The sequence below is a fragment of the Variovorax sp. GW821-FHT06D12 genome (assembly GCF_059419205.1).
The window spans coordinates 151410-170428 of record NZ_JBWKRI010000009.1; the positions used below are offsets into that span (position 1 = coordinate 151410).

At 68.5% G+C, this 19019-nt stretch carries 17 protein-coding genes; 10 read left to right on the top strand and 7 right to left on the bottom strand.

What is annotated here, in order from left to right:
• Positions 1 to 48: 48 nt before the first annotated feature.
• Positions 49 to 1011, top strand: coding sequence for a DMT family transporter (locus AC07SQ_RS25765; RefSeq protein WP_159270831.1), 963 nt, complete (start codon positions 49 to 51; stop codon positions 1009 to 1011).
• A 6-nt stretch (positions 1012 to 1017) separates the two neighbouring features.
• Here the strand turns inward: AC07SQ_RS25765 and AC07SQ_RS25770 are convergent, their stop codons facing one another.
• Positions 1018 to 1671 carry a DUF1345 domain-containing protein gene (locus AC07SQ_RS25770; RefSeq protein ID WP_070062606.1) on the bottom strand — a complete coding sequence of 218 codons (654 nt, stop codon included), beginning with the start codon at positions 1669 to 1671 and terminating at the stop codon, positions 1018 to 1020.
• Positions 1672 to 1857: 186 nt separating this feature from the next.
• Between AC07SQ_RS25770 and AC07SQ_RS25775 the strand changes: the two genes are divergently transcribed.
• Together AC07SQ_RS25775 and AC07SQ_RS25780 are read left to right on the top strand one after the other, a co-directional pair.
• Positions 1858 to 2697 carry a hypothetical protein gene (locus tag AC07SQ_RS25775; RefSeq protein WP_495271761.1) on the top strand — a complete coding sequence of 280 codons (840 nt, stop codon included), beginning with the start codon at positions 1858 to 1860 and terminating at the stop codon, positions 2695 to 2697.
• 114 nt (positions 2698 to 2811) lie between these two features.
• The gene (locus AC07SQ_RS25780) at positions 2812 to 4419 is read left to right on the top strand and encodes a class I adenylate-forming enzyme family protein (protein ID WP_495271762.1); all 1608 of its coding nucleotides are present in this window, start codon (positions 2812 to 2814) and stop codon (positions 4417 to 4419) included.
• A 1-nt stretch (position 4420) separates the two neighbouring features.
• On the opposite strand, the gene AC07SQ_RS25785 is transcribed toward AC07SQ_RS25780, so the two are convergent.
• The 3 genes from AC07SQ_RS25785 to AC07SQ_RS25795 are packed head-to-tail and all read right to left on the bottom strand — an operon-like array spanning position 4421 to position 7930.
• Positions 4421 to 5965 carry an acyl-CoA synthetase gene (locus tag AC07SQ_RS25785; RefSeq protein ID WP_495271763.1) on the bottom strand — a complete coding sequence of 515 codons (1545 nt, stop codon included), beginning with the start codon at positions 5963 to 5965 and terminating at the stop codon, positions 4421 to 4423.
• 5 nt (positions 5966 to 5970) lie between these two features.
• Positions 5971 to 7104, bottom strand: coding sequence for a DUF5938 domain-containing protein (locus AC07SQ_RS25790; RefSeq protein ID WP_159275887.1), 1134 nt, complete (start codon positions 7102 to 7104; stop codon positions 5971 to 5973).
• A gap of 22 nt (positions 7105 to 7126) precedes the next feature.
• On the bottom strand, positions 7127 to 7930 hold the full coding sequence (locus AC07SQ_RS25795; protein WP_095746287.1) for an SDR family NAD(P)-dependent oxidoreductase: 804 nt from the start codon (positions 7928 to 7930) through the stop codon (positions 7127 to 7129).
• 202 nt (positions 7931 to 8132) lie between these two features.
• On the opposite strand from AC07SQ_RS25795, the gene AC07SQ_RS25800 reads away from it, so the two are divergent.
• From AC07SQ_RS25800 to AC07SQ_RS25815, 4 genes are all read left to right on the top strand, one after another.
• A complete protein-coding gene (locus tag AC07SQ_RS25800; protein WP_139702901.1) occupies positions 8133 to 8804 on the top strand; it encodes a TetR/AcrR family transcriptional regulator in 672 nt (223 codons plus the stop codon).
• Positions 8805 to 8811: 7 nt separating this feature from the next.
• Complete coding sequence (locus AC07SQ_RS25805) at positions 8812 to 9774, top strand: TIGR03571 family LLM class oxidoreductase (RefSeq protein ID WP_495271764.1); 963 nt, start codon at positions 8812 to 8814, stop codon at positions 9772 to 9774.
• A gap of 54 nt (positions 9775 to 9828) precedes the next feature.
• Positions 9829 to 10533: a glutathione S-transferase N-terminal domain-containing protein gene (locus AC07SQ_RS25810; protein WP_307637852.1), complete on the top strand. Its 705-nt coding sequence runs from the start codon at positions 9829 to 9831 to the stop codon at positions 10531 to 10533.
• Between the two features lie 250 nt (positions 10534 to 10783).
• Complete coding sequence (locus tag AC07SQ_RS25815; protein WP_495271765.1) at positions 10784 to 12175, top strand: hypothetical protein; 1392 nt, start codon at positions 10784 to 10786, stop codon at positions 12173 to 12175.
• A 37-nt stretch (positions 12176 to 12212) separates the two neighbouring features.
• On the opposite strand, the gene AC07SQ_RS25820 is transcribed toward AC07SQ_RS25815, so the two are convergent.
• The 3 genes from AC07SQ_RS25820 to AC07SQ_RS25830 all read right to left on the bottom strand — a co-directional run bounded on the left by AC07SQ_RS25820 (position 12213) and on the right by AC07SQ_RS25830 (position 15536).
• A complete protein-coding gene (locus tag AC07SQ_RS25820; protein ID WP_495271766.1) occupies positions 12213 to 13463 on the bottom strand; it encodes a glutamate carboxypeptidase in 1251 nt (416 codons plus the stop codon).
• 74 nt (positions 13464 to 13537) lie between these two features.
• Positions 13538 to 15217 carry a cyclic peptide export ABC transporter gene (locus tag AC07SQ_RS25825; protein ID WP_495271767.1) on the bottom strand — a complete coding sequence of 560 codons (1680 nt, stop codon included), beginning with the start codon at positions 15215 to 15217 and terminating at the stop codon, positions 13538 to 13540.
• Positions 15218 to 15302: 85 nt separating this feature from the next.
• Complete coding sequence (locus AC07SQ_RS25830) at positions 15303 to 15536, bottom strand: hypothetical protein (protein ID WP_070062443.1); 234 nt, start codon at positions 15534 to 15536, stop codon at positions 15303 to 15305.
• A gap of 162 nt (positions 15537 to 15698) precedes the next feature.
• On the opposite strand from AC07SQ_RS25830, the gene fhuF reads away from it, so the two are divergent.
• The 3 genes from fhuF (at position 15699) to AC07SQ_RS25845 (ending at position 18965) form a co-directional block, all read left to right on the top strand.
• Positions 15699 to 16484 carry a siderophore-iron reductase FhuF gene (gene fhuF / locus AC07SQ_RS25835; RefSeq protein ID WP_495271768.1) on the top strand — a complete coding sequence of 262 codons (786 nt, stop codon included), beginning with the start codon at positions 15699 to 15701 and terminating at the stop codon, positions 16482 to 16484.
• A gap of 68 nt (positions 16485 to 16552) precedes the next feature.
• Positions 16553 to 17659: a GNAT family N-acetyltransferase gene (locus tag AC07SQ_RS25840; RefSeq protein WP_495271769.1), complete on the top strand. Its 1107-nt coding sequence runs from the start codon at positions 16553 to 16555 to the stop codon at positions 17657 to 17659.
• Positions 17646 to 18965: a lysine N(6)-hydroxylase/L-ornithine N(5)-oxygenase family protein gene (locus AC07SQ_RS25845; RefSeq protein WP_495271770.1), complete on the top strand. Its 1320-nt coding sequence runs from the start codon at positions 17646 to 17648 to the stop codon at positions 18963 to 18965. The genes AC07SQ_RS25840 and AC07SQ_RS25845 overlap by 14 nt, the downstream gene beginning before the upstream one ends.
• Positions 18966 to 19019: the final 54 nt, after the last annotated feature.

Below are 19019 nucleotides of genomic sequence, written 5' to 3' on the forward strand. Positions count from 1 at the left end.
GCGCGACATCCTCTCGATGTGGCGCCGCGCCGTTCCCCAAAGAGACGCATGACCACAACGAACAACAACACCACCGTCGCTCCCTCGCCTTCGCCCGCTCCCGCCGCGCTCGCACCGAAGGCGTGGCTCGTCGATCTCGTGCTGCTGGGCGCGCTGTGGGGCGCCTCTTTCCTGTTCATGCGCATCGGCGCGGCGGAGTTCGGCGCGCTGCCCACGGCCGCCGTGCGCGTCGTCATCGCGGCGCTGTTCCTGCTGCCGATCGCGCTGCTGCGCGGCCAGGGGCCGTCGATCGCCAAGCACTGGAAGGCCAGCCTCACGGTCGGCATCTTCAACTCGGGCATGCCCTTCGCGCTGTTCTGCTTCGCGCTGCTGACCATCAACACCGGCCTGGCGGCGGTGCTCAACGCCACCACGCCGATGTTCGGCGCGCTGGTGGCCTGGGCCTGGTTCCGCGAGCGGCCGAACGGCTCGCGCCTCGTCGGTCTGGTGATCGGTTTCGCGGGCGTCGCGATGCTCGCCAGCCGCAGCGCCGGCCTGCACGCCGGCGCCAGCAACCACGCCGCGCTGTGGGCCGTGCTGGCGTGCCTGGCGGCCTGCCTGTGCTACGGCATCTCGGCCAGCGCCACGCGGCGCCACCTGTCAGGCGTGCCCGCGCTGACCACGGCCACCGGCAGCCAGATCGGCGCCAGCCTGTTCCTCGCACTGCCCGCGATCTGGCTCTGGCCCGCGCAGATGCCCAGCCTGCGCGCGTGGCTGGCGCTGCTGGCCCTGGGCATCGCCTGCACGGGCGTGGCCTACATCCTGTTCTTCCGGCTCATCGAGCGCGCCGGCCCGGCCCGCGCGCTCACCGTGACCTTCCTCGTGCCGGTGTTCGCGCTGTTCTACGGCGCCGTGTTCCTGGGCGAGCAGATCACGCAGTGGATGCTGATCTGCGCCTTCGTGATCGTGTGCGGCGTGGCGCTGTCGACCGGCATCGTCAAGCTGCCGTCGCTGCGCAAGGCCGCGGGCTGAGCCTTCTTAGACCACGCCGGCCACCACGTTCACGGACAGGGCCAGCACCAGCATGTTGAAGGCGAAGGCGAGCACGCTGTGGACCAGCGTGATGCGCCGCATCTCGTGCGAGGTGGCCTGCACGTCCGACACCTGCGAGGTCATGCCGATCACGTAGGCGTAGTACATGAAGTCGAAGTAGTCGGGCGCTTCCTTGCCCGGAAAGTCGAGCCCGCCGTCGGAGGCGCTGTCCTTGCGGTCGATGTAGTAGCGGTGCGCGTAGTGGAAGGCGTAGATCGTGTGCATCATCAGCCACGAGCCCGCCAGTGCCACGAGCCCGAGCGCCACGTGCGCGCCGCGCGCCCAGCCGCTGAGCTGGCGCACCTGCTGCAGCAGCATCGCGATGGCGACCACGCTCACGCCCACCGCCACCAGCATCGACACCAGGATCACGACGTTGGGCTGGTCCAGCTGCTGCGCGCGCTCGCGCGTGCGCTGGGCATCGAAGGTCTCGGCCAGCCACCAGCTGAGCACCTGGTACACCGCCACGCCCGCGCACCAGCCGGCCAGCGCGCGCGCCGTGAGGCCCATCGGCCAGGGCACGAGCGCCACCGCGACGGCCGCCGCGGCCCCGTAGAGAAGACGTTGGGGACCGGTGGTGGTGGAAAGGTGTTCGCGCATGGGCGGACTGTAGCGCCGAGGCATGCGTCGGCGTGCGATCGGCAATTTCCTACAGGCACATCGGCCAACGGCGCATGCGCAGCGCGGTGCCGCGTCACTAAGGTGATGCGGTTTCAGGGAGCCTCAGCCCGGAGGCATCGCGCCATGCACATGCCCGAGGCATCTTTCACCCGAAGGATTTCTTTCATGCTGTTGCTTCGTTCGCGTCCGTTCGACCGGACCGCGAGATTCGGCGCCCTGGCCGGAACCGGCGCCCTCTCCCTTCTTTGCTTCGTGCCCTCCGCTGGGGCCGAGCCCTCGCCGGCGCTGGACCGTTTCAGCTTCTCGGTGGGGGCCTTCAGTGCCGATCCCAAGTTCAGCGCCTCGGTCGAAACCCCCTACGGCGTGCTGCGCTCGAACGAACTCAAGCCGGGCCGCGTGACCATGCCGCGCATCTCGGCCGACGTGCTGATCGGCGACAGCCAGGGCCTGTCTTTCGACTACTACCGCTACAAGCGCGACTACGAAGGGCAGGTGGCGGGCAACACCTCGTTCGGCAGCTTCGGCTCGCTGAGCGCCATCGGCAACGCGAACCTCTCGGCCCAGCTCGACTTCGCCAAGCTCGCCTACAAGTGGTGGCTCGGCTCGGGCAACACCGTCTTCGGCCTGGGCGCCGGCGCGGCCTACTACCGCGCGACGCTCGGTGCCAGCGCGCTGGTCGGCGTGAACGGACAGGTGCGCTCGGTCAGCGAGCGCTCGAGCGACAACGCCATCGCGCCCCTGCTCGAGGTCGGCGTGCGCCACGCGATCACGCCCGACCTTCGGCTGTTCGCCGACGCCTCCGGCGTGTGGAAGAGCAGCGGCCGCTTCCACGGCAACATCTACAACGCCGCAGCCGGCGTGGAGTGGTTCCCGGTGAAGAACGTGGGCCTGGTGCTGTCGTATGGCGTGACCAACATCGACCTCACGCGCGAGGGCGGCTTTGCCGATTCGCGCCTCAAGGTGCGGCTGCAGGGGCCCTCGGCCTTCCTCAAGGCCCGCTTCTGACGCGGCCCCGGCGGGCGGCCGGCGCCGCATAGCCACTCTTCGCAAGACCGGCAGGCGGTGCCGGTCTTAGTCTGCGCTCCGATCGACACCCCCAACGACCGGAGACACGACGCCATGCCCGCCGCCCGCCCTGAGCCCTCCCCTTCCTCCTTCCAGCGCATCGCCCGCATTGCGCTGGGCGATGTGATCCACCGCAGCGCGCGGCGCTTCGGCGCGCGCACCGCGCTGATCGAGGGCGAGCACCGCATGAGCTACAGCGAGCTCGACGCCGCATCGAACCGTTTCGCGCACCACCTGCTGGGCCTGGGCCTCGCAAGCGGCGAGCGCGTGGCCATGCTGTGCAACAACTCGATCGAGATGGTGGTCGCGCTGCTCGGCATCCAGAAGGCCGGCCTCGTGTGGGTGCCGATCAACACGGCGCTCGCGGTCGATGCCATCGGCTACATCCTCGAACACGCCGAAGCGCGGCATCTGGTGATCGACACCGCGCTGCACGCGCGCCCCGAACTGCGCCAGCTGCTGGACACGGCCAGCGTCTCACCGCTGCTGTGCGTGCTCGACGGCGACACGCCGCCGTCCGGCGTGCCCACCGTGGCGCAGGCCATCGCGCAGGGCCCCGCCACGCTGCCCGACGTGGCCATCGACAGCGACCAGCTCGCGCTCATCATGTACACCAGCGGCACCACCGGCCGGCAGAAGGGCGTGATGCATTCGCACGCCTCGGTGCACTCGGTGCTCCAGAGCAACATGCTCGAATGGGGCGGCGGCCCGGCGCACCACGACGTGTGGAGCAACGTGCTGCCGCTCTTTCACTGCGGGCAGCACACGGTGCTGATGTCGGCGCTTGCGGTGGGCGGCACGAACGTCATCCTGCGCGGCTTCGACCCCGGCGCGATGCTCGCCGCCATCGAGCGCCACAGGATCACCGTGACGGTCGGACTGCCCATGATGTACGGCGCGCTGCTGGCCCACCCGCAGCGCGAGTCGCGCGACCTGTCGAGCCTGCGGCTGTGCGTGTATGCGATGGCGCCGATGTCGCGCACGCTGCTGCTGCGCCTGCTCGATGCGCTGTGCCCGAACTTCGCACTGGCCTCGGGGCAGACCGAGATGTACCCCGGCGCCACCATCTTCGAGACGCACCAGCAGCGCGAGCGCTTCGGCTCGTACTGGGGCGTGGGCACGCTGGTGAACGAGGTCGCGGTGATGGGCGACGAGGGCGAGCTGCTGGCGCCGAACCAGGTCGGCGAGATCGTCTTTCGCGGACCGAACGTGATGCTCGGCTACTACAAGGACCCGCAGGCCACGGCGCACGCGCAGCGCTTCGGCTGGCATCACTCGGGCGACCTGGGCAAGCTGGACGACGACGGGCAGCTGATCTTTCTCGACCGCCTCAAGGACATGGTCAAGTCGGGCGGCGAGAACGTGCCCTCGCTCAAGGTCGAGGAGGTGTTGCTGCGCCACCCGGGCGTGCTCAATGCCGCGGTGGTCGGCCTGCCGCACGAGCGCTGGGGCGAGGCCATCACGGCCTTCGTCACGCGCCGGCCCGATGCGTCGGCCGAGTTCTCGGAGGCCGCGCTCACGGCGCACTGCAAGGAACACCTCGGTGGCTTCGAGGTGCCCAAGGACATCGTCTTCGTGCCCGCGCTGCCGATGACCTCGACGGGCAAGATCCAGAAGTTCGAGCTGCGCCAGGCGCACCAGGGGCACTACCAGCGCGACTGAATCAGGATGACGATAGCTTCTGCAGCAGCGACGCCCGCACTTCCTTCTTGAGCACCTTGCCGACCTTGGAGCGCGGCAGGTCGGCCCACACCTCGACCTGCTTGGGCGCCTTCACGCTGCCGATGCGCGACTTGACGAACGCCTTGATCGCCTCGGCGTCCACGCTGCGGCCCGCATGCAGCTGCAGCACGGCCACCACGCGCTCGCCCCACTTCTCGTCGGGCAGGCCGACGACGGCGCTGTCCTGCACGTCGGGGTGCTGCATCAGCACCTGCTCCACCTCGGCGGAGTAGACGTTGAAGCCGCCCGAGATGATCATGTCCTTGGCGCGGTCGACGATGTACAGGAAGCCGTCGCCGTCGAGGTAGCCGATGTCGCCCGTGTGGTGCCAGCCGTGGCGCGAGGCCTCCTGCGTGGCCTTCGGGTCCTTGTAGTAGCCGCGCATCACGAGCGAGCCGCGCACCACGATCTCGCCGCTCTCGCCCGTGGGCAGCAAGGCGCCCTCGCCGTTCATGATGCCGACCTGCACCAGCGGCCCGGGCCGCCCCGCCGAGGCCAGGCGCTGGCGCGCCACCGAGCCGTCGGCATTGAAGTGGTCGCGCGGCGGCATCATCGAGACCATCATCGGCGCCTCGGTCTGGCCGAAGAGCTGGGCCATGACGGGGCCGATCTTGTCGAGCGCCTCTTCGAGCCGCGCGGCCGACATGGGCGCGGCGCCGTACCAGAAGCACTGCAGCGAGTCGCGCTTCGTCTGCGCCAGCTCAGGGTGCTGCAGCAGCATGTAGATCAGCGTCGGCGGCAGGAAGGTGTGGGTGACGCGCCGGCGCTCGATGAGCGAAAGGAACTCGCTCAGGTCGGGCTTGGGCATGATGACCACGCGCCCGCCCAGCGCCATCACCGGCAGGCACAGCACGCCGGCCGCATGCGTGAGCGGCGCGAGCGCCAGGTACACGGGCCGGCCTTCGAACGGGTAGCCCATGAGGGTCAGCGCCGACATGGCCTCCAGGTTGCCGCCCGACAGCATCACGCCCTTGGGCTGGCCAGTGGTGCCGCCGGTGCCGGCGATCATGGCCACGTCGTCGGGCGGCGCGATGTCGATCGGCGCGTCGTCCAGCCCGTCGAGCCACTCGTCCATGGCGGACGCGAAGGCCTGGCGCTGGTCGAGGCACACCAGCGCCTTCAGTTTCGGCAGCTGCGCGCGCATCTGCTCGACCATGGGTGCGTAGTTGCTGTGGAACACGAGGCACGCGCAATCGAAGGCATCGAGCACGAAGGCGTTCTCGCTGGCCTCGTTGCGCGGGTTGATCGGGCACCACACGCCACCGGCGCGCGAGATGCCGAACACCGTGGCGAAGGCCAGGGCGTCGTTGCTCGAGAGCACCGCCACCTTGTCCCCGGGCTGAATGCCGGCGCGCTGCAGGCCGCGCGCCACGCGCCAGCTGATGCGTTGCACCTGGCCGTAGCTCAGGTCGGCGTCGCCCATGGTGAGGCACGGCGAATCGGCGCCCTGCTGGGCGCCTTTGTCGAGGTAGTCGACGAGGCGCATGCGCGTCAGCCCATCCGCGTGAGCACGGGTTCCTGCACCAGCCCGAAGCTGCGCAGCGCCCCCAGCAGCTCGCGGTGTCCGAAGGCCTGGCAACCCGAGGCGAAACCGGCGCGGCGCGGCGCCTGCTGCAGCAGCGAGGCCGCGGCATAGGCCTGCAGCAGGCCGGTCTGCTTGTAGTTGCAGTTGCCGAAGATCACGCAATGCGCGCGCCCCAGCGGACCGGAGGCATGCACCGAATCGACCGACTTGTTGATGCGCGGGTTCTCGCGCGGCGGCATGGTGTTCATCACGCCCGCGGCCGTCTGGGCCAGCGCTGCATAGCGGTCTTCGTCGTTCATGCCTTCGGTGGCCTTGAGCGCGGCGGCCACGATCTGCGGCACGCCCAGCATCAGCGGCTTGTTGAAGACGCCGCCGAGCACCTTCACGTTGGCCACGCGCGGATCGCGCTTGAACCACACCGGGTGCGAGGTGCCGCCCCAGGGCAATGCCAGTGCGGCTTCATGCTGGCCGGGAATCGACAGGTGGTACAGGCCCGCGTCGGGTTGCCATTCGACGTACTGGTTCTGCTCCAGGTAGAAGGCCTTGGACGTGGCCGCGTTCACCAGGATGGTCTGCGTCGACGCGATGGTCGGGCTGCCGCCCCAGAACACGGCGATGTCGAGCGTGTCCAGGCCGGGCGTCTCCAGGCACAGCTGCGCCGCGATTTCGCCGGTGGTGTACATCTGCGCCAGGCCGGGCGACAGCAGCAGGCCTGCCGCCGCGAACTTGGCGCCGTATTTCTGGTCGAGCGTGATGAGCCAGTCTTGTTCGCCGGTGGTGTCGGTGTAGTGGCAGCCGGCGGCCAGGCAGGCATCGACCACCTCGGGACCGAACTTGGCGAACGGCCCCACCGTGTTGAGCACGACCGAGGCGCCGGTGAAGAGCTCGGTGAGCGCCTGGACCGTGTGCGCGACCTCGACCACTTCGTAGTCCGCGGTCTCGATGCCGGGCACGTTCGACTTCATCGCCGCTTCGAGCTTCTCTGCGCTGCGGCCCGCGGCGATGAAGGGGATGTGGTACTCGCGCAGGTACTCGCAGACCAGGCGCCCGGTGTAGCCGGAGGCGCCGTAGACGATGACGGGTTTCTTCTTGCTGCTCATTGTTTCTCTCCTGGTTGATCGCTCACATGCCCATGCCGCCGTCCACCGCGAGGCCCGCGCCGGTGATGAACCGGGCGGCGTCGGAGCAGAGGAAGACCACCACGTCGGCCATGTCGCCGATCTCGCCGAGGCGGCCCAGCGGCGTCTGGCCGATGACATCGCCCACGGCGGCCTCGACGCTGGGCGCGAGCCCCGCGGCCACGATGTCGTTGGCGAGCTTCATGCCCATGTCGGTAGGCACGAGGCCGGGGTAGATGCAGTTGACGCGCACGCCGTAGCCCAGCTTGCCGGACTCCATGGCCGCCACCCGCGTGGCGCGGTCGACCGCCGACTTGGTCGCCGAGTAACCGGCGATGGCGGGAAAGGCGATGGTGGCCGCGACCGAGGCGATGTTGACCACCGCCCCGCCGCCGCCCGCGCTGCCGCCGGGGCGCATCGCGCGAAAGGCGTGCTTCATGCCCAGCAGCGTGCCGGCCACGTTCACGTCGAGCATGCGGCGCAGGTCGTCGCCGTCGACGTCGACCACCAGCGAGGTGATCTCGATGCCGGCGTTGTTGACCAGGATGTCGAAGCCGCCTAGCGCCTTCACCGTGGCTTCGGTGGCAGCAGCCCAATCGCCGTCCTTCGTGACGTCGAGCGGGACGAAGCCCACCTTCGCCCCTTCGGCGGAAAGCCGCTGTGCGGTCTCCTTGCCCAGATCGGCGAGCACGTCGCCGATCATCACCGACGCACCCGCCTGCGCCAACGCCTGGGCGATGCCCGCGCCAATGCCGCGCGCACCCCCTGTCACCAGGGCCTTGCGCCCCGTCAAGTCGAACTTGGCCATCACTTGTCTCCTGTGGATATGTGTATGAGATGGAGCGGCCATGCTAGGAATCGACTTGACGAGTGTCAAGAATTTTTTTGACGACTGCCCAAATTTCGTAAAATGCCTCTGGAATGCACGTACGAGGGATTTCCCACGCCGCGTGCTATGGTTTGCAATCACCAGGAAACACAGCGGCCGGCACACTGCGGCCTGGCTAGAAATGACCACTCATTCACGGGTAAAGAAGCACGCCGGACGGGTGCAGAAGGCACCGGCCGACAAGTTCGAGCAGCGCCGCGCCGAGCTCGGCGAAGCCGCCCTCACCACGCTGGCCACGCTCGGCTACGCGCGCACCAGCCTGCGCGAGATTGCGCAGAACTCCGAGTTCTCGCACGGCGTGCTGCACTACTACTTCAGCGACAAGGTCGACCTCATCGTCTGCAGCGTCAAGCAGTACAAGGCCCGCTGCGTCACGCGCTACGACCACGCGGTCGACACCGCCACGACGTATGACGAGCTCATGGAAGGCTTCCTGCAGAGCCTGGGCGACACGCTGCTGGGCGAAGGCCACGTGCACCGGCTCTGGTACGACCTGCGTTCGCAGGCGCTGTTCGAAGCGGCCTTCCACGACGACGTGGTGCAGATCGACAAGAGCCTCGAAGACATGATCTGGCGCATCATGAGCCGCTTCGCCGAACTCTCCGGCCAGGCGCCGGGCCTGCCGCCCTCGGCCTGCTACGCCCTCTTCGACGGGCTGTTCCTGCAGGCGCTGCTCAAGCACCTCTCGGGCGACACCAAGGCCATCGCCGACATGCAGGCCGACGTGCGGCAATCGATCGAGCGGCTGTTCGCTGCGCCCGTCGCGCCGGCCTCCCGCAAGCGGCGCGCCTGACGCCGCCATGGCGCCCTTCAACACCGCCTACCGGCAGACGCTGCTCGCCGGGCGCCTCACCCTGGGCCTGATGACGCCGCTGGCGCGCCCGCCCGGCGCGATGGCCGACCCCGCGATCGAACTGCACCTGGCCCGCCTGGCCGACACGCTCGGCTTTGCCGCGCTGTGGACGCGCGACGTGCCGGTGATGCTGCCGCAGGGCGAAGAGACCGCGGTGCTCGACGAGCCCTTCGTCTGGCTCACCGCGCTGGCCGCCGCCACGCAGCGCATCGCGCTCGGCACCGCCGCCGCGGTGCTGCCGCTGCGCCATCCGCTGCACGTGGCCAAGGCCGCGCTCTCGCTCAACCGCCTGTCGAACGACCGCTTCATCCTCGGCCTGGGCTCGGGTGACCGCGAGGCCGAGTTCGCCATCTTCCAGCAGGACATCGCGCTGCGCGGCGACGTCTTCCGCGAACGCTGGAACCTCGTGCGCTCGGCGCTCTCGCCCGATGCGCACGAGCGCGCCGCGCTGCACGAAGCCACCGGCGGCCACGACCTCATGGCGGCGCCCGCCGCGCGCATCGGCATGCTGGTGGTGGGCTCGGCGCGCCAGTCGCTGCAATGGACCGCCGCCCACGCCGACGGCTGGGCCACCTACCACCGCGACGAAGCGCGCCAGCAGGGCCGCATCGGCCTGTGGCAGACCGCGCTGCGCGAACGCGCGGGCGGCGAAGCCAAGCCCTTCATTCAATCGTTGCAGCTCGACCTGCTGGACGATGCCGACGCGCCCGCCGAGCCCATCGAACTCGGCCTGCGCACGGGACGCCATGCGCTCGTCGACTACCTCGACCGCATGGAAGACGCCGGCGTCGCCCACGTGCTGCTGAACCTCGCGCGCAGCAGCCGGCGACCCGCGCAGGACGTGGTCGACGAGCTCGGCCGCGAGGTGCTGCCGCGCCTGCAAGGCCATGCGCGCACGCCGCCAGCCTGACCCGTGCAGAATCCGGCGCTCGCCGTTGTCGACCTCCTTCCAAGGACTTCCCCCATGACCGATCTCTCGCACTTCCCCATCACGAAGAAATGGCCCGCGCAGCACCCCGAGCGCCTGCAGCTGTACTCGCTGCCCACGCCCAACGGCGTGAAGGTGTCGATCCTGCTGGAGGAAACCGGCCTGCCCTACGAGCCGCACCTCGTGAGCTTCGAGACCCAGGACCAGATGTCGCCGGAGTTCCTGTCGCTCAACCCGAACAACAAGATCCCCGCCATCCTCGACCCGAACGGCCCAGGCGGCCAGCCGCTGGCGCTGTTCGAATCGGGTGCGATCCTGCTGTACATCGCCGAGAAGACCGGCCAGTTCATCCCGAAGGATGCGGCGGCCCGCTACGAGACCATCCAGTGGGTGATGTTCCAGATGGGCGGCATCGGCCCGATGTTCGGCCAGCTCGGCTTCTTCAACAAGTTCGCCGGCAAGGACTACGAAGACAAGCGCCCGCGCGACCGCTACGTGGCCGAGTCGAAGCGCCTGCTCGGCGTGCTCGACAAGCACCTTGCCGACCGCGCCTGGATCATGGGTGACACGTACACCATCGCCGACATCGCCACCTTCCCGTGGGTGCGCAACCTGATCGGCTTCTACGAGGCCGGCGACCTCGTGGGCTTCAGCGAGTTCAAGAACGTGGCGCGCGTGCTTGAGGCCTTTGTGGCACGGCCGGCGGTGGTGAAGGGCCTGGGCATTCCGAAGCGGGGCTGAGGCCTCTCGATCAGCCCTCTGCCGGGGCCGTCGTCTGCATCGGCGGCGGCCGTACCGAGCCCGTTGCTCGAACGACTCCCTCGTTTGTGGGATTCCTGACCCTCCCGGCGACTGGAACAGTCCCTCTGCGTTGTTGCGGGGACTGACAAGAATTACGCGATCGCACATTTGCGGCGATACGGCGCAGGCTTCCCCTCCTCCACGCACGAAACCGGATTCGACATCCACGTGGAACCACAAGGAGGAAGCCATGAAGAATGCAATCATCCTGCGCGCGGCGGCCGTCGTGCTGGTGCAGGCCTGCACTTTTGCGAACGCCGCCGACGACCAAGGCGTCAACGACTACGCGAAGGCGCACTGGAGCATCGCCAATTCCTGCGTCCCGTTCGTCAGGAAATACCAATCGGTGTGCGGCAACGATTTCTCCGCAGACACAGATGCTCAGGCCTATGACATTCGGGCCACTGGCGAGAGATGTAATGCGGTCACACAGAACCAGCACCCCGCCATACAAAAGGGCGACGTGATCACGGTTCATCTGAGCCAGGTTTTCATCAACGAGTTCGTCGAGCGCGGTGCCAGTCTGCTCGGCTTCAAGAAGCGCGGCGAGATCGCCATCGTTGCGCGCATCGCAGAGCAAGACGCCCAGACCGATTTCGATTTCAGTGTTGCCGGAAGGGATCGTGGCCGCCTCATCTACTACTCGGAAGGCGTCGCGCCTGGGCAGTACCTGAATTTCAGCCAGTTGCCCATCTACGGGCCCATCGAATACCACGGCAAGCCCCTGCTCCTGGAGTTCTACATCATGGAGCTCGACATCAAGGAGAACACGGAAATCTCGGGCCTGCTCACCGCAGCGGCCAGCCTGGGCGCCGTGGCCTATCCGCCGGCATCGCCAGTGCTGAAGGTGCTCGACACGATCGGCGGCGGCTTGCTCAAAGCCAACAAGAGCGACATCGAGTTCAAGTACCACGCCTCGTTGCTCCCGGGCGCGGAGCAGATCAATTCACTGCATTCCGGTCGGCTGGAATACGGCAACTACGCGTTCGTGCGCATGCCATTCGCGGACTCGGGTGGCTCTGGGAGCAGTTCAACGCATCCCTGGACACGCTGGTGGTTCAACCAGAAAAATGGGCGGATCTACGAAGACGCGACATGCAATTCAGTGCTGAAGAATCGCACCTACCTCACGGTGCAGATCAATCGCGCCAAGGAGGAGGCCACGCTCGACCCCGCCAACACCTTCGCTGCATTTACCGCCAAACTCTCTTCCGAGGCCCAGGCCTCCACCGCCGAGCGCGTCGCGGTCATCGATGCGCTGAAAGCCAGCGTCAACAAGAACCAGCGCTATCGAGACGCGAAGAAGTTGATCGATTTCGCACAGAGCGTGAAATGGCCCGACGGCACCAAGAGTGACAAGAAGGCCCTGGATGCGGTAACCGTCAATGCGCTCGCCGCGGTTGCAACCAAGATCGAAACATCCTCGACTCAATTGCGCGACCCCCAGCAGCGCGACAAAGCGGACTTCGATGAATCGCAAATACAGGTGCTCGTCGATGCACTGTCGCGGCTCTCCGGCAAACGCTACTCACCGCAAACCTTCAAGGCAAGCGATCTGAAGTTGGAGCTCGAGAAAACCTGACGCTGGCACTCCAAGCCAGCGTCCCCAGGAACCGAAATCAGTTCGCGCTCAAGTCCATGAGCATCCGCGACAGCAGATAAAGCCGCGGCACCACGCTCTCGACCTCGGCGTATTCCTCCGGCGTGTGGATGCCGCCGCCCACGATGCCGAAGCCGTCGAGCACGGGCACGCCGACACCGGCCACGAGGCTGGCGTCGGCGGCGCCGCCGCTGCTCTCGATGGTGAGCTTCTTGCCGATCTCGCCGTAGATGCCCTCGGCCATGCGCACCAGCTTGTCCGATGCGGGCGAGCGCGGCATCGGCGGCAGGCCGCGCACGAGGCGCACGCGCACCTCGGTCTCGGGGATGAGCTTGTTCTGCGCGATGCGCGTCAGATCTTTCTCGACGCGGTCGAGCTCCTCGGGCGTGGCGGCGCGCACGTCGCCCTTGGCGCTGGCCGACGCGGGGATCACGTTGGTCGGTCCGTTGGCCGTGAGCACCGTGAAGTTGACCGTGGTCTTCTTCGCCGCATCTGCCACCTTCGACAGTTGCAGGACCTGGTGCGCGACCTCCATCGCGGCATTGCGGCCCGCCTCGGGCGCGACGCCCGCATGCGACGCGAGCCCCTTCACCTCGATGAGCGCCGTGGCCGAACCCTTGCGCTCGACGACGAGGCCGTCGGCCGGGCGGCCCGGCTCGAGGTTCAGCGCCACGTCGTGCTGCTTGGCCACGCGCTCGATGAGCGCGCTGGTGCCGACCGAGCCCGTTTCTTCATTGGTGTCGATCAGGAAGGTGATCTGGCCGTAGTCCTTGAAACCGATCTTCTGCAGGATCTTCAGCGCCTGCAGGCCGGCCACGACGCCGCCCTTGTTGTCCATCACGCCGGGGCCATAGGCACGGCCGTCCTTGATGTAGAAGGGCTTGCCCGCGGCCGTGCCGTCCTTGAACACGGTGTCGATGTGGGCCAGGATGAGGATCTTCTTCTTGCCCTGCCCCGTCAGCGTCGCGACCAGGTTGGTGCCCGGGTGCGGCTCGGCGGGAAAGCTCTCGATGCGCGCGTCGAGCTTGCGCAGCTCGTCCGCCACCATCTCGCGCACCTTGGCCAGGCCCTCGGTGTTGGTCGAGCCCGAATCGATGTTGACCATGCGCTCCAGCAGCTGCAGCGTCTCGTCCTTCTGCTGCGTGGCGGCGTCGAGCACGCCCTGGTGCGGCTTCTGGGCCAAGGCGTTGACGGCGAGCAAGGCACTGGCCAGCACGGCGCCCTGGCAGGCGGCGCGCGTCCATGAGCGCGGGGTGGAGCGAAAGTGCATGAGGAAGCCTGTTCTTTCTGTTGTGGAGGTTCGGTCGAAGCGAACCCCACACTAGCACCCGCTTCGCGAACGGGTCAAGCCGCGAGGCTCGGCGCCGGCGCCTCGGTGGCCTGCGCGATGCGCCCGGCCTTCATGTGGACGATGCGGTCAGCCACATGAAAGTAGCGGTCGTCGTGCGAGATGACCACCAGCGAGTGCCCCTTGGCGCGCAGCTCGGGCAGCAGCTCGGTGTAGAACAGATGGCGAAAGGCCGGGTCCTGGTCGGCGGCCCATTCGTCGAACACCAGCACCGGCCGGCCTTCGAGGTAGGCATGCACCAGCGCCAGCCGCTTGCGCTGGCCGGTCGAGAGGTCGGTGGTGCTGAAGGCGCCGTCTTTCACCGACACCTTGTGCGCGATCTCCAGCCGTTGCAGGTAGGGCAAGGCGGTTTCGGGCAGCGCTTGGTGGCCGCCCTCTTCGCCGGCCACGAGGTCTTCGAACAGGTAGAAGTCCGAGAACACGGTGGTGAAGAGCTGGCGGTAGTCGTCGCGCGTCTGCGGCGTCACGGGCTGGCCGTCGAGCAGCAGCTCGCCATCGACCGGCGCGTACAGGCCCAGCAGCAGCTTGATGAGCGTGGTCTTGCCCGAGCCGTTGTCGCCGACGATGAAGACGATCTCGCGGCGGCCGATGCGCAAATCCACCGGGCCGAGCACGAAGGGCTCCGCGCCCTCCACCGCTGGGAACGCATAGCGCGCGCCGCGCAGCTCGATGGCGTCGTGCAGCACCGGCGTGGCGGGCGGCGCGTGCAGGTCCAGGTGCGGCTCGGGCGTGGCGAAGCGGGCCGACAGGTCACCGATGCGCTCGAAGGCCACCTTCGCGCGCCCCAGGTGCGGCAGCGCCGCCACCACCTGGTCGAGCGGCCCCTTCAAAAACAGCAGCACCAGCACGAAGCCGCTGAGCACGACCGGCGCGGTGTCGCGGAATGCGGCCCAGCCGAGGATGAGTGCAATCAGCAGAAAGAACAGCGCCGAGCCGAAGGACGAGGCCAGCACGAAGATGTTGATGGCGCGGCGGTTGATGTCGTGGATGCGCTCGACCGTGTGCGCCACCTGCTGCTCGTACACCTTGGCGCGGCGCGCGCGGTGCATGCGCAGCTCCTTCGCGCCTTCGCTGATACCGCGGTAGGCCTTGTGCAGCGCCTCTTCCTGCTCGCGCGCCTTGAAGAAACCCGAGATGCCGCGCGCATGCGCCAGGCTCTGCACGGTGATGCCCACCAGCAGCGCCGCCAGCAGCAGGCCGAACAGCGGCGGCGAGAGCCAGGCCAGGTAGCCCAGGCAACCGAAGGAGACGGCCAGCGCGATCATGGTCGAGGCCAGCATGAAGGCCACGTCGCTGATCATGTCGACGTCCTGCGTGAGCACGGGCATCAGGCGGTGCATGCGGTAACGCTCGAGCGCATCGATCGGCGCCGCGAGGATCTTCAGCGCCAGGCTCTTGCGCACTTGCGCCACGAGCCGCTGGCCGACCACGTTGTTCGACATGTCGGAGGTGGCGCGCCCGACCAGCGCCACCACGCACAGGCCGATGAAGGTCAGCAGCAGTCCGCCGGCCAGGCCGCCGGGGCGATGCAGCACCTGGTTGATGGTCGCCAGCAGCGCGACGGTCGCGATGCCCGCGCCGATGCCGGTCACGGTCGACAGCGCGATCCACGGGAAATAGGGCCGCAACAGCCGGACGAGTTCGGACGCGGGGGCGCTGGCGGGTGTGAGGTTCATGCGGCGGACGGTTCGTTGCAAAGGGAGACGGGCTCCCTGCAATGACGTTCGGCGCGCCTGCTTGTTTAGCAGGAAGGCGCGGCGCCTATTGCAGCAGCGGCTGCGCGCCCGCCTCGCGCGCGGCCTCCACCACCGAGGCGCCGGCCAGGGCCCACAGCGTCAGGGCCTCGTCGAGCGCGCGCACGTGGCTCGGGTCCTGGCCGAGCCAGGCCACGAGCTGCTCGGCGCGCTCGGGCGACGGTGCGTCGTGCAGCTCGCGAAAAAGCCGCCAGGCCATGCTGAAGGCCGGATCGGAGGGACGGTGTCTCGGGAAGCTCATGGGGATTCGCACGCCTGCACTGCTGTCGATGAGTGAGTAGACGCTCCGTGGGGCAGGCTGTTTAGGCGCGGGGCCTGCGCGGACTAAATTTCCGGCCCGCCGGCGCGTCTTCTGCTGCATGCCTGTGCGCCTTCTTCTTCACGCCACCTTCGGCCCCGCCCCGTGATCCCGCTGCTCGCGCCGATCTTCCAGGGCGAGTGGGCGCCCTACGGCGAAACGCTGGCCTGCGCCCCGCACCCACCGCCCGACGCCGTGCGCGTGGCCGACCTGCTGGCCGATCCGCCGCGCCTGCTGGCGCTGCTGCGCCTGAAGGCGCGCACGCTGAACATGCCGGAGCGCGACCTGCGCGCGGTCGCGTCCGCCTGGAGCATGAACTACCTGCACGCACTGCTGCCGCCCGTGGCCGCTGCGGCGAGCCTGCTGCAGCACGGCTTTCCGGTCACGCCCGAACAGGTGTGGGTGTCGCTCGACGACGCAGACGGCGACCCGGAGTGCTTCCACATCGTCGAACTCGGCACGCCGCGCCCCGGCACCGATACGGCCGCGCGCTACGACGTGCTGCTGTGGGAACACTTGGCCCCGTTGTTCGCACTGCTGACGCAACTCACACGGCTGGCGCCCAAGATCCTCTGGGGCAACGCCGTGCGCTACCTCGAGCCGGTGCTCGAAGAAGGCCTGCGCATGAGCGGCCAGGCGCCCGCCGTGGCCGCCGACCTCGAGCACCTGCTGCACCGCCCGACCTGGCCGCAACCGTGCGGCACGCTGCGCGACAACCCGATGTGCATGCCCGCGCGCCGCGGCGTGCGCGTGACCGACCGCAGCGCGCCGCCCGTCACGCTGCACCGCCAGTGCTGCCTCTACTACCTCGTGCCGCGGCTGGGCTACTGCGGCGCGTGTCCGCTCTCGCCCGAGTTCGAGCGGGAGCGCTGCGCAAGCACCGCCGACTAAACATCCGGCCGCAGCCTGCGTCTTCCTTCTGCATCCCACACACATCGACCACACCCCGGAGGCTTTGCTTGACCGCCCACGACACTGCATGGCGCTTTCACGCGCATCCCGAAGGCCGGGTGCTGGACGTCCGGCTGGAAGGCTCCGCGCTCAAGGTCACGCCGCTCGACGGCGACCGCCACGGCAGCACCTGGGCCCTGCGCGCGCAGCCCGGCACGCCGCGCCTCGAATGGCTGGGCGCCTGCGCGGGCGAGCCTGACGAAGCGCACCTGCTGGCGGCGATCGAGGCGGCCTTCCAGCGCCACCCGGCCGCGCGGCAGCTCGCGCTGCAATCGCCGCTGCCGACCGGCACGCGGCTGGTGGACGCGGGCATCGTCACGCCGGCCGAGGGCGCGCTGCCCACGGTCGCGCGCGAGGCCTTCTGGCAATGGCCGCGCGCCTGGCTGCCGCAGCCGCGCGAGCCCTTCGCGCAGCGCTTCGTCGTCACGCAGGGCAAGCGCCATCCGCTGCGCCCCGCCAAGCCGCAGGGCACGGTGTACCGCCGCCACATCCCGTGGCTGGGTAAGACGCTCACGCTCGACACGGTCGACATCGAACGCGACCTGCCCGCCTTCCACCGTTGGATGAACGACCCCGTGGTCGCCCATTTCTGGGAAGAGGAAGGCGACCTCGCGCGCCACCGCCAGTACCTGGAAGGCATCGCGGCCGACCCGCGCGTGACCGGCCTCGTCGGCCGCTTCGACGGCGAGCCTTTTGGCTACTTCGAGGCCTACTGGGCCAAGGAAGACCGCATCGCGCCCTTCTACGACGCGGCCGACCACGACCGCGGCTGGCATGCGCTGGTGGGCGAGGCGCGCTTTCGCGGCAAGCCCTTTCTCACGGCCTGGATGCCGTCGGTGTCGCACTACCTGTTCCTGGACGACCCGCGCACGCAGCGCCTGGTGATCGAGCCGCGCGCCGACAACGAAAAAATGATCCGGAGCCTGGGCCGCTGCGGCTACGCCCATGTGAAGGAGTTCGACTTTCCGCACAAGCGCGCCCTGCTGGGCGTGCTGTGGCGCGAGCGTTTCTTCGGCGAGGCGCTGTGGATTCCGCGCGCCGACCCCACCGCCGCTTCGCCGGCCCCGGCTCGTCGACACGAGCCATCCCTGGAGGACATCCATGCAAATCCATGACCTGATCGGCGTCGGCTTCGGCCCGTCCAACATCGCACTGGCCATCGCGCTCGACGAGAAGCGCCAGAAGGGCCACTTCGTCGATGCGCTGTTCATCGAGAAGCAGCCGGGCTTCGTCTGGCACCGCAACATGCTGCTGGACAATGCGCACATGCAGATCTCGTTCCTGAAGGACCTGGCCACGCTGCGCAATCCGTCCAGCCGCTTCACCTTCCTGAACTACCTGCACGAGAAGCAGCGCCTGCAGGACTTCATCAACCTCAAGACCTTCTTCCCGAGCCGCCACGAGTTCAACGACTACCTGGGCTGGGCCGCGGCGCAGTTCGAAGACCGCTGCGCCTACGGCGAGGCCGTGTTCGAGGTGGTGCCCGAGATGAAGGGCAACGAGGTCTCGCTGCTGCGCGTGCGCTCGCGCGACGCCAACGGCGCGGTGCGCGAGCGCCTGGCGCGCAACCTGGTGGTGAGCGTGGGCGGCGTGGCCAACATCCCGGCGCGCTTCCAGCCCCTGCGGGACGACGGCCGCGTGTTCCATTCGAGCACCTACCTGGAGGCCATCGCCCGCCACCCCGGCGCCGACCGCATCGCCATCGTGGGCGCAGGCCAGAGCGCGGCCGAGATCTTCATGGACCTGCAGTCGCACCCGGCCAAGCCGCAGGTCGACCTGATCATGCGGGCGCGCTCCATCAAGCCCTCGGACGACAGCCCGTTCGTGAACGAGATCTTCAACACCGACTTCACCGACTTCGTGTTCAACCGCTCGGTGAACGAGCGCGCCGAGCTGCTCGAGGAGTTCTGGCACACCAACTACGCCGCGCCCGACCTGGAACTGATCCAGCAGATCTTCAACGTGTTCTACCGCCAGCGCGTGGCCGGCTCGACGCGCCACAGCTTCCTGCGGCGGCACGAGGTGTCGGTCGTGCGCGCCGCGCAGGACGGCATCCACCTGTCGCTGCACGACCTGAACACCGGCGCGCGCCACGACAAGGCCTACGACGCCGTGGTGCTCGCCACCGGCTACGCGCGCGACGCGCACCGCACGCTGCTGGCGCCGCTGGCGCCCTACCTGGGCGATTTCTCGGTCGACCGCGACTACCGCGTGCAGGGCACGCCGGCGCTGCGCCCGGGCATCTTCCTGCAGGGCGCCTGCGAGACCAGCCACGGCCTGAGCGACACGCTGCTGTCGGTCACCGCCATCCGCTCCGACGAGATCGGCCAGGCGCTGCTGAACGCCACGCCGCGGCACACCGCGCAGGCGCCACAGGTGCCGGCCGCAGAGCGCCCCGCCCACGCCGCGCCCGTGGTCTAGCCACGGAAACGCAAGGCTTCGGTGCTACACTCAATAAGAATAGTTCTTATTCAC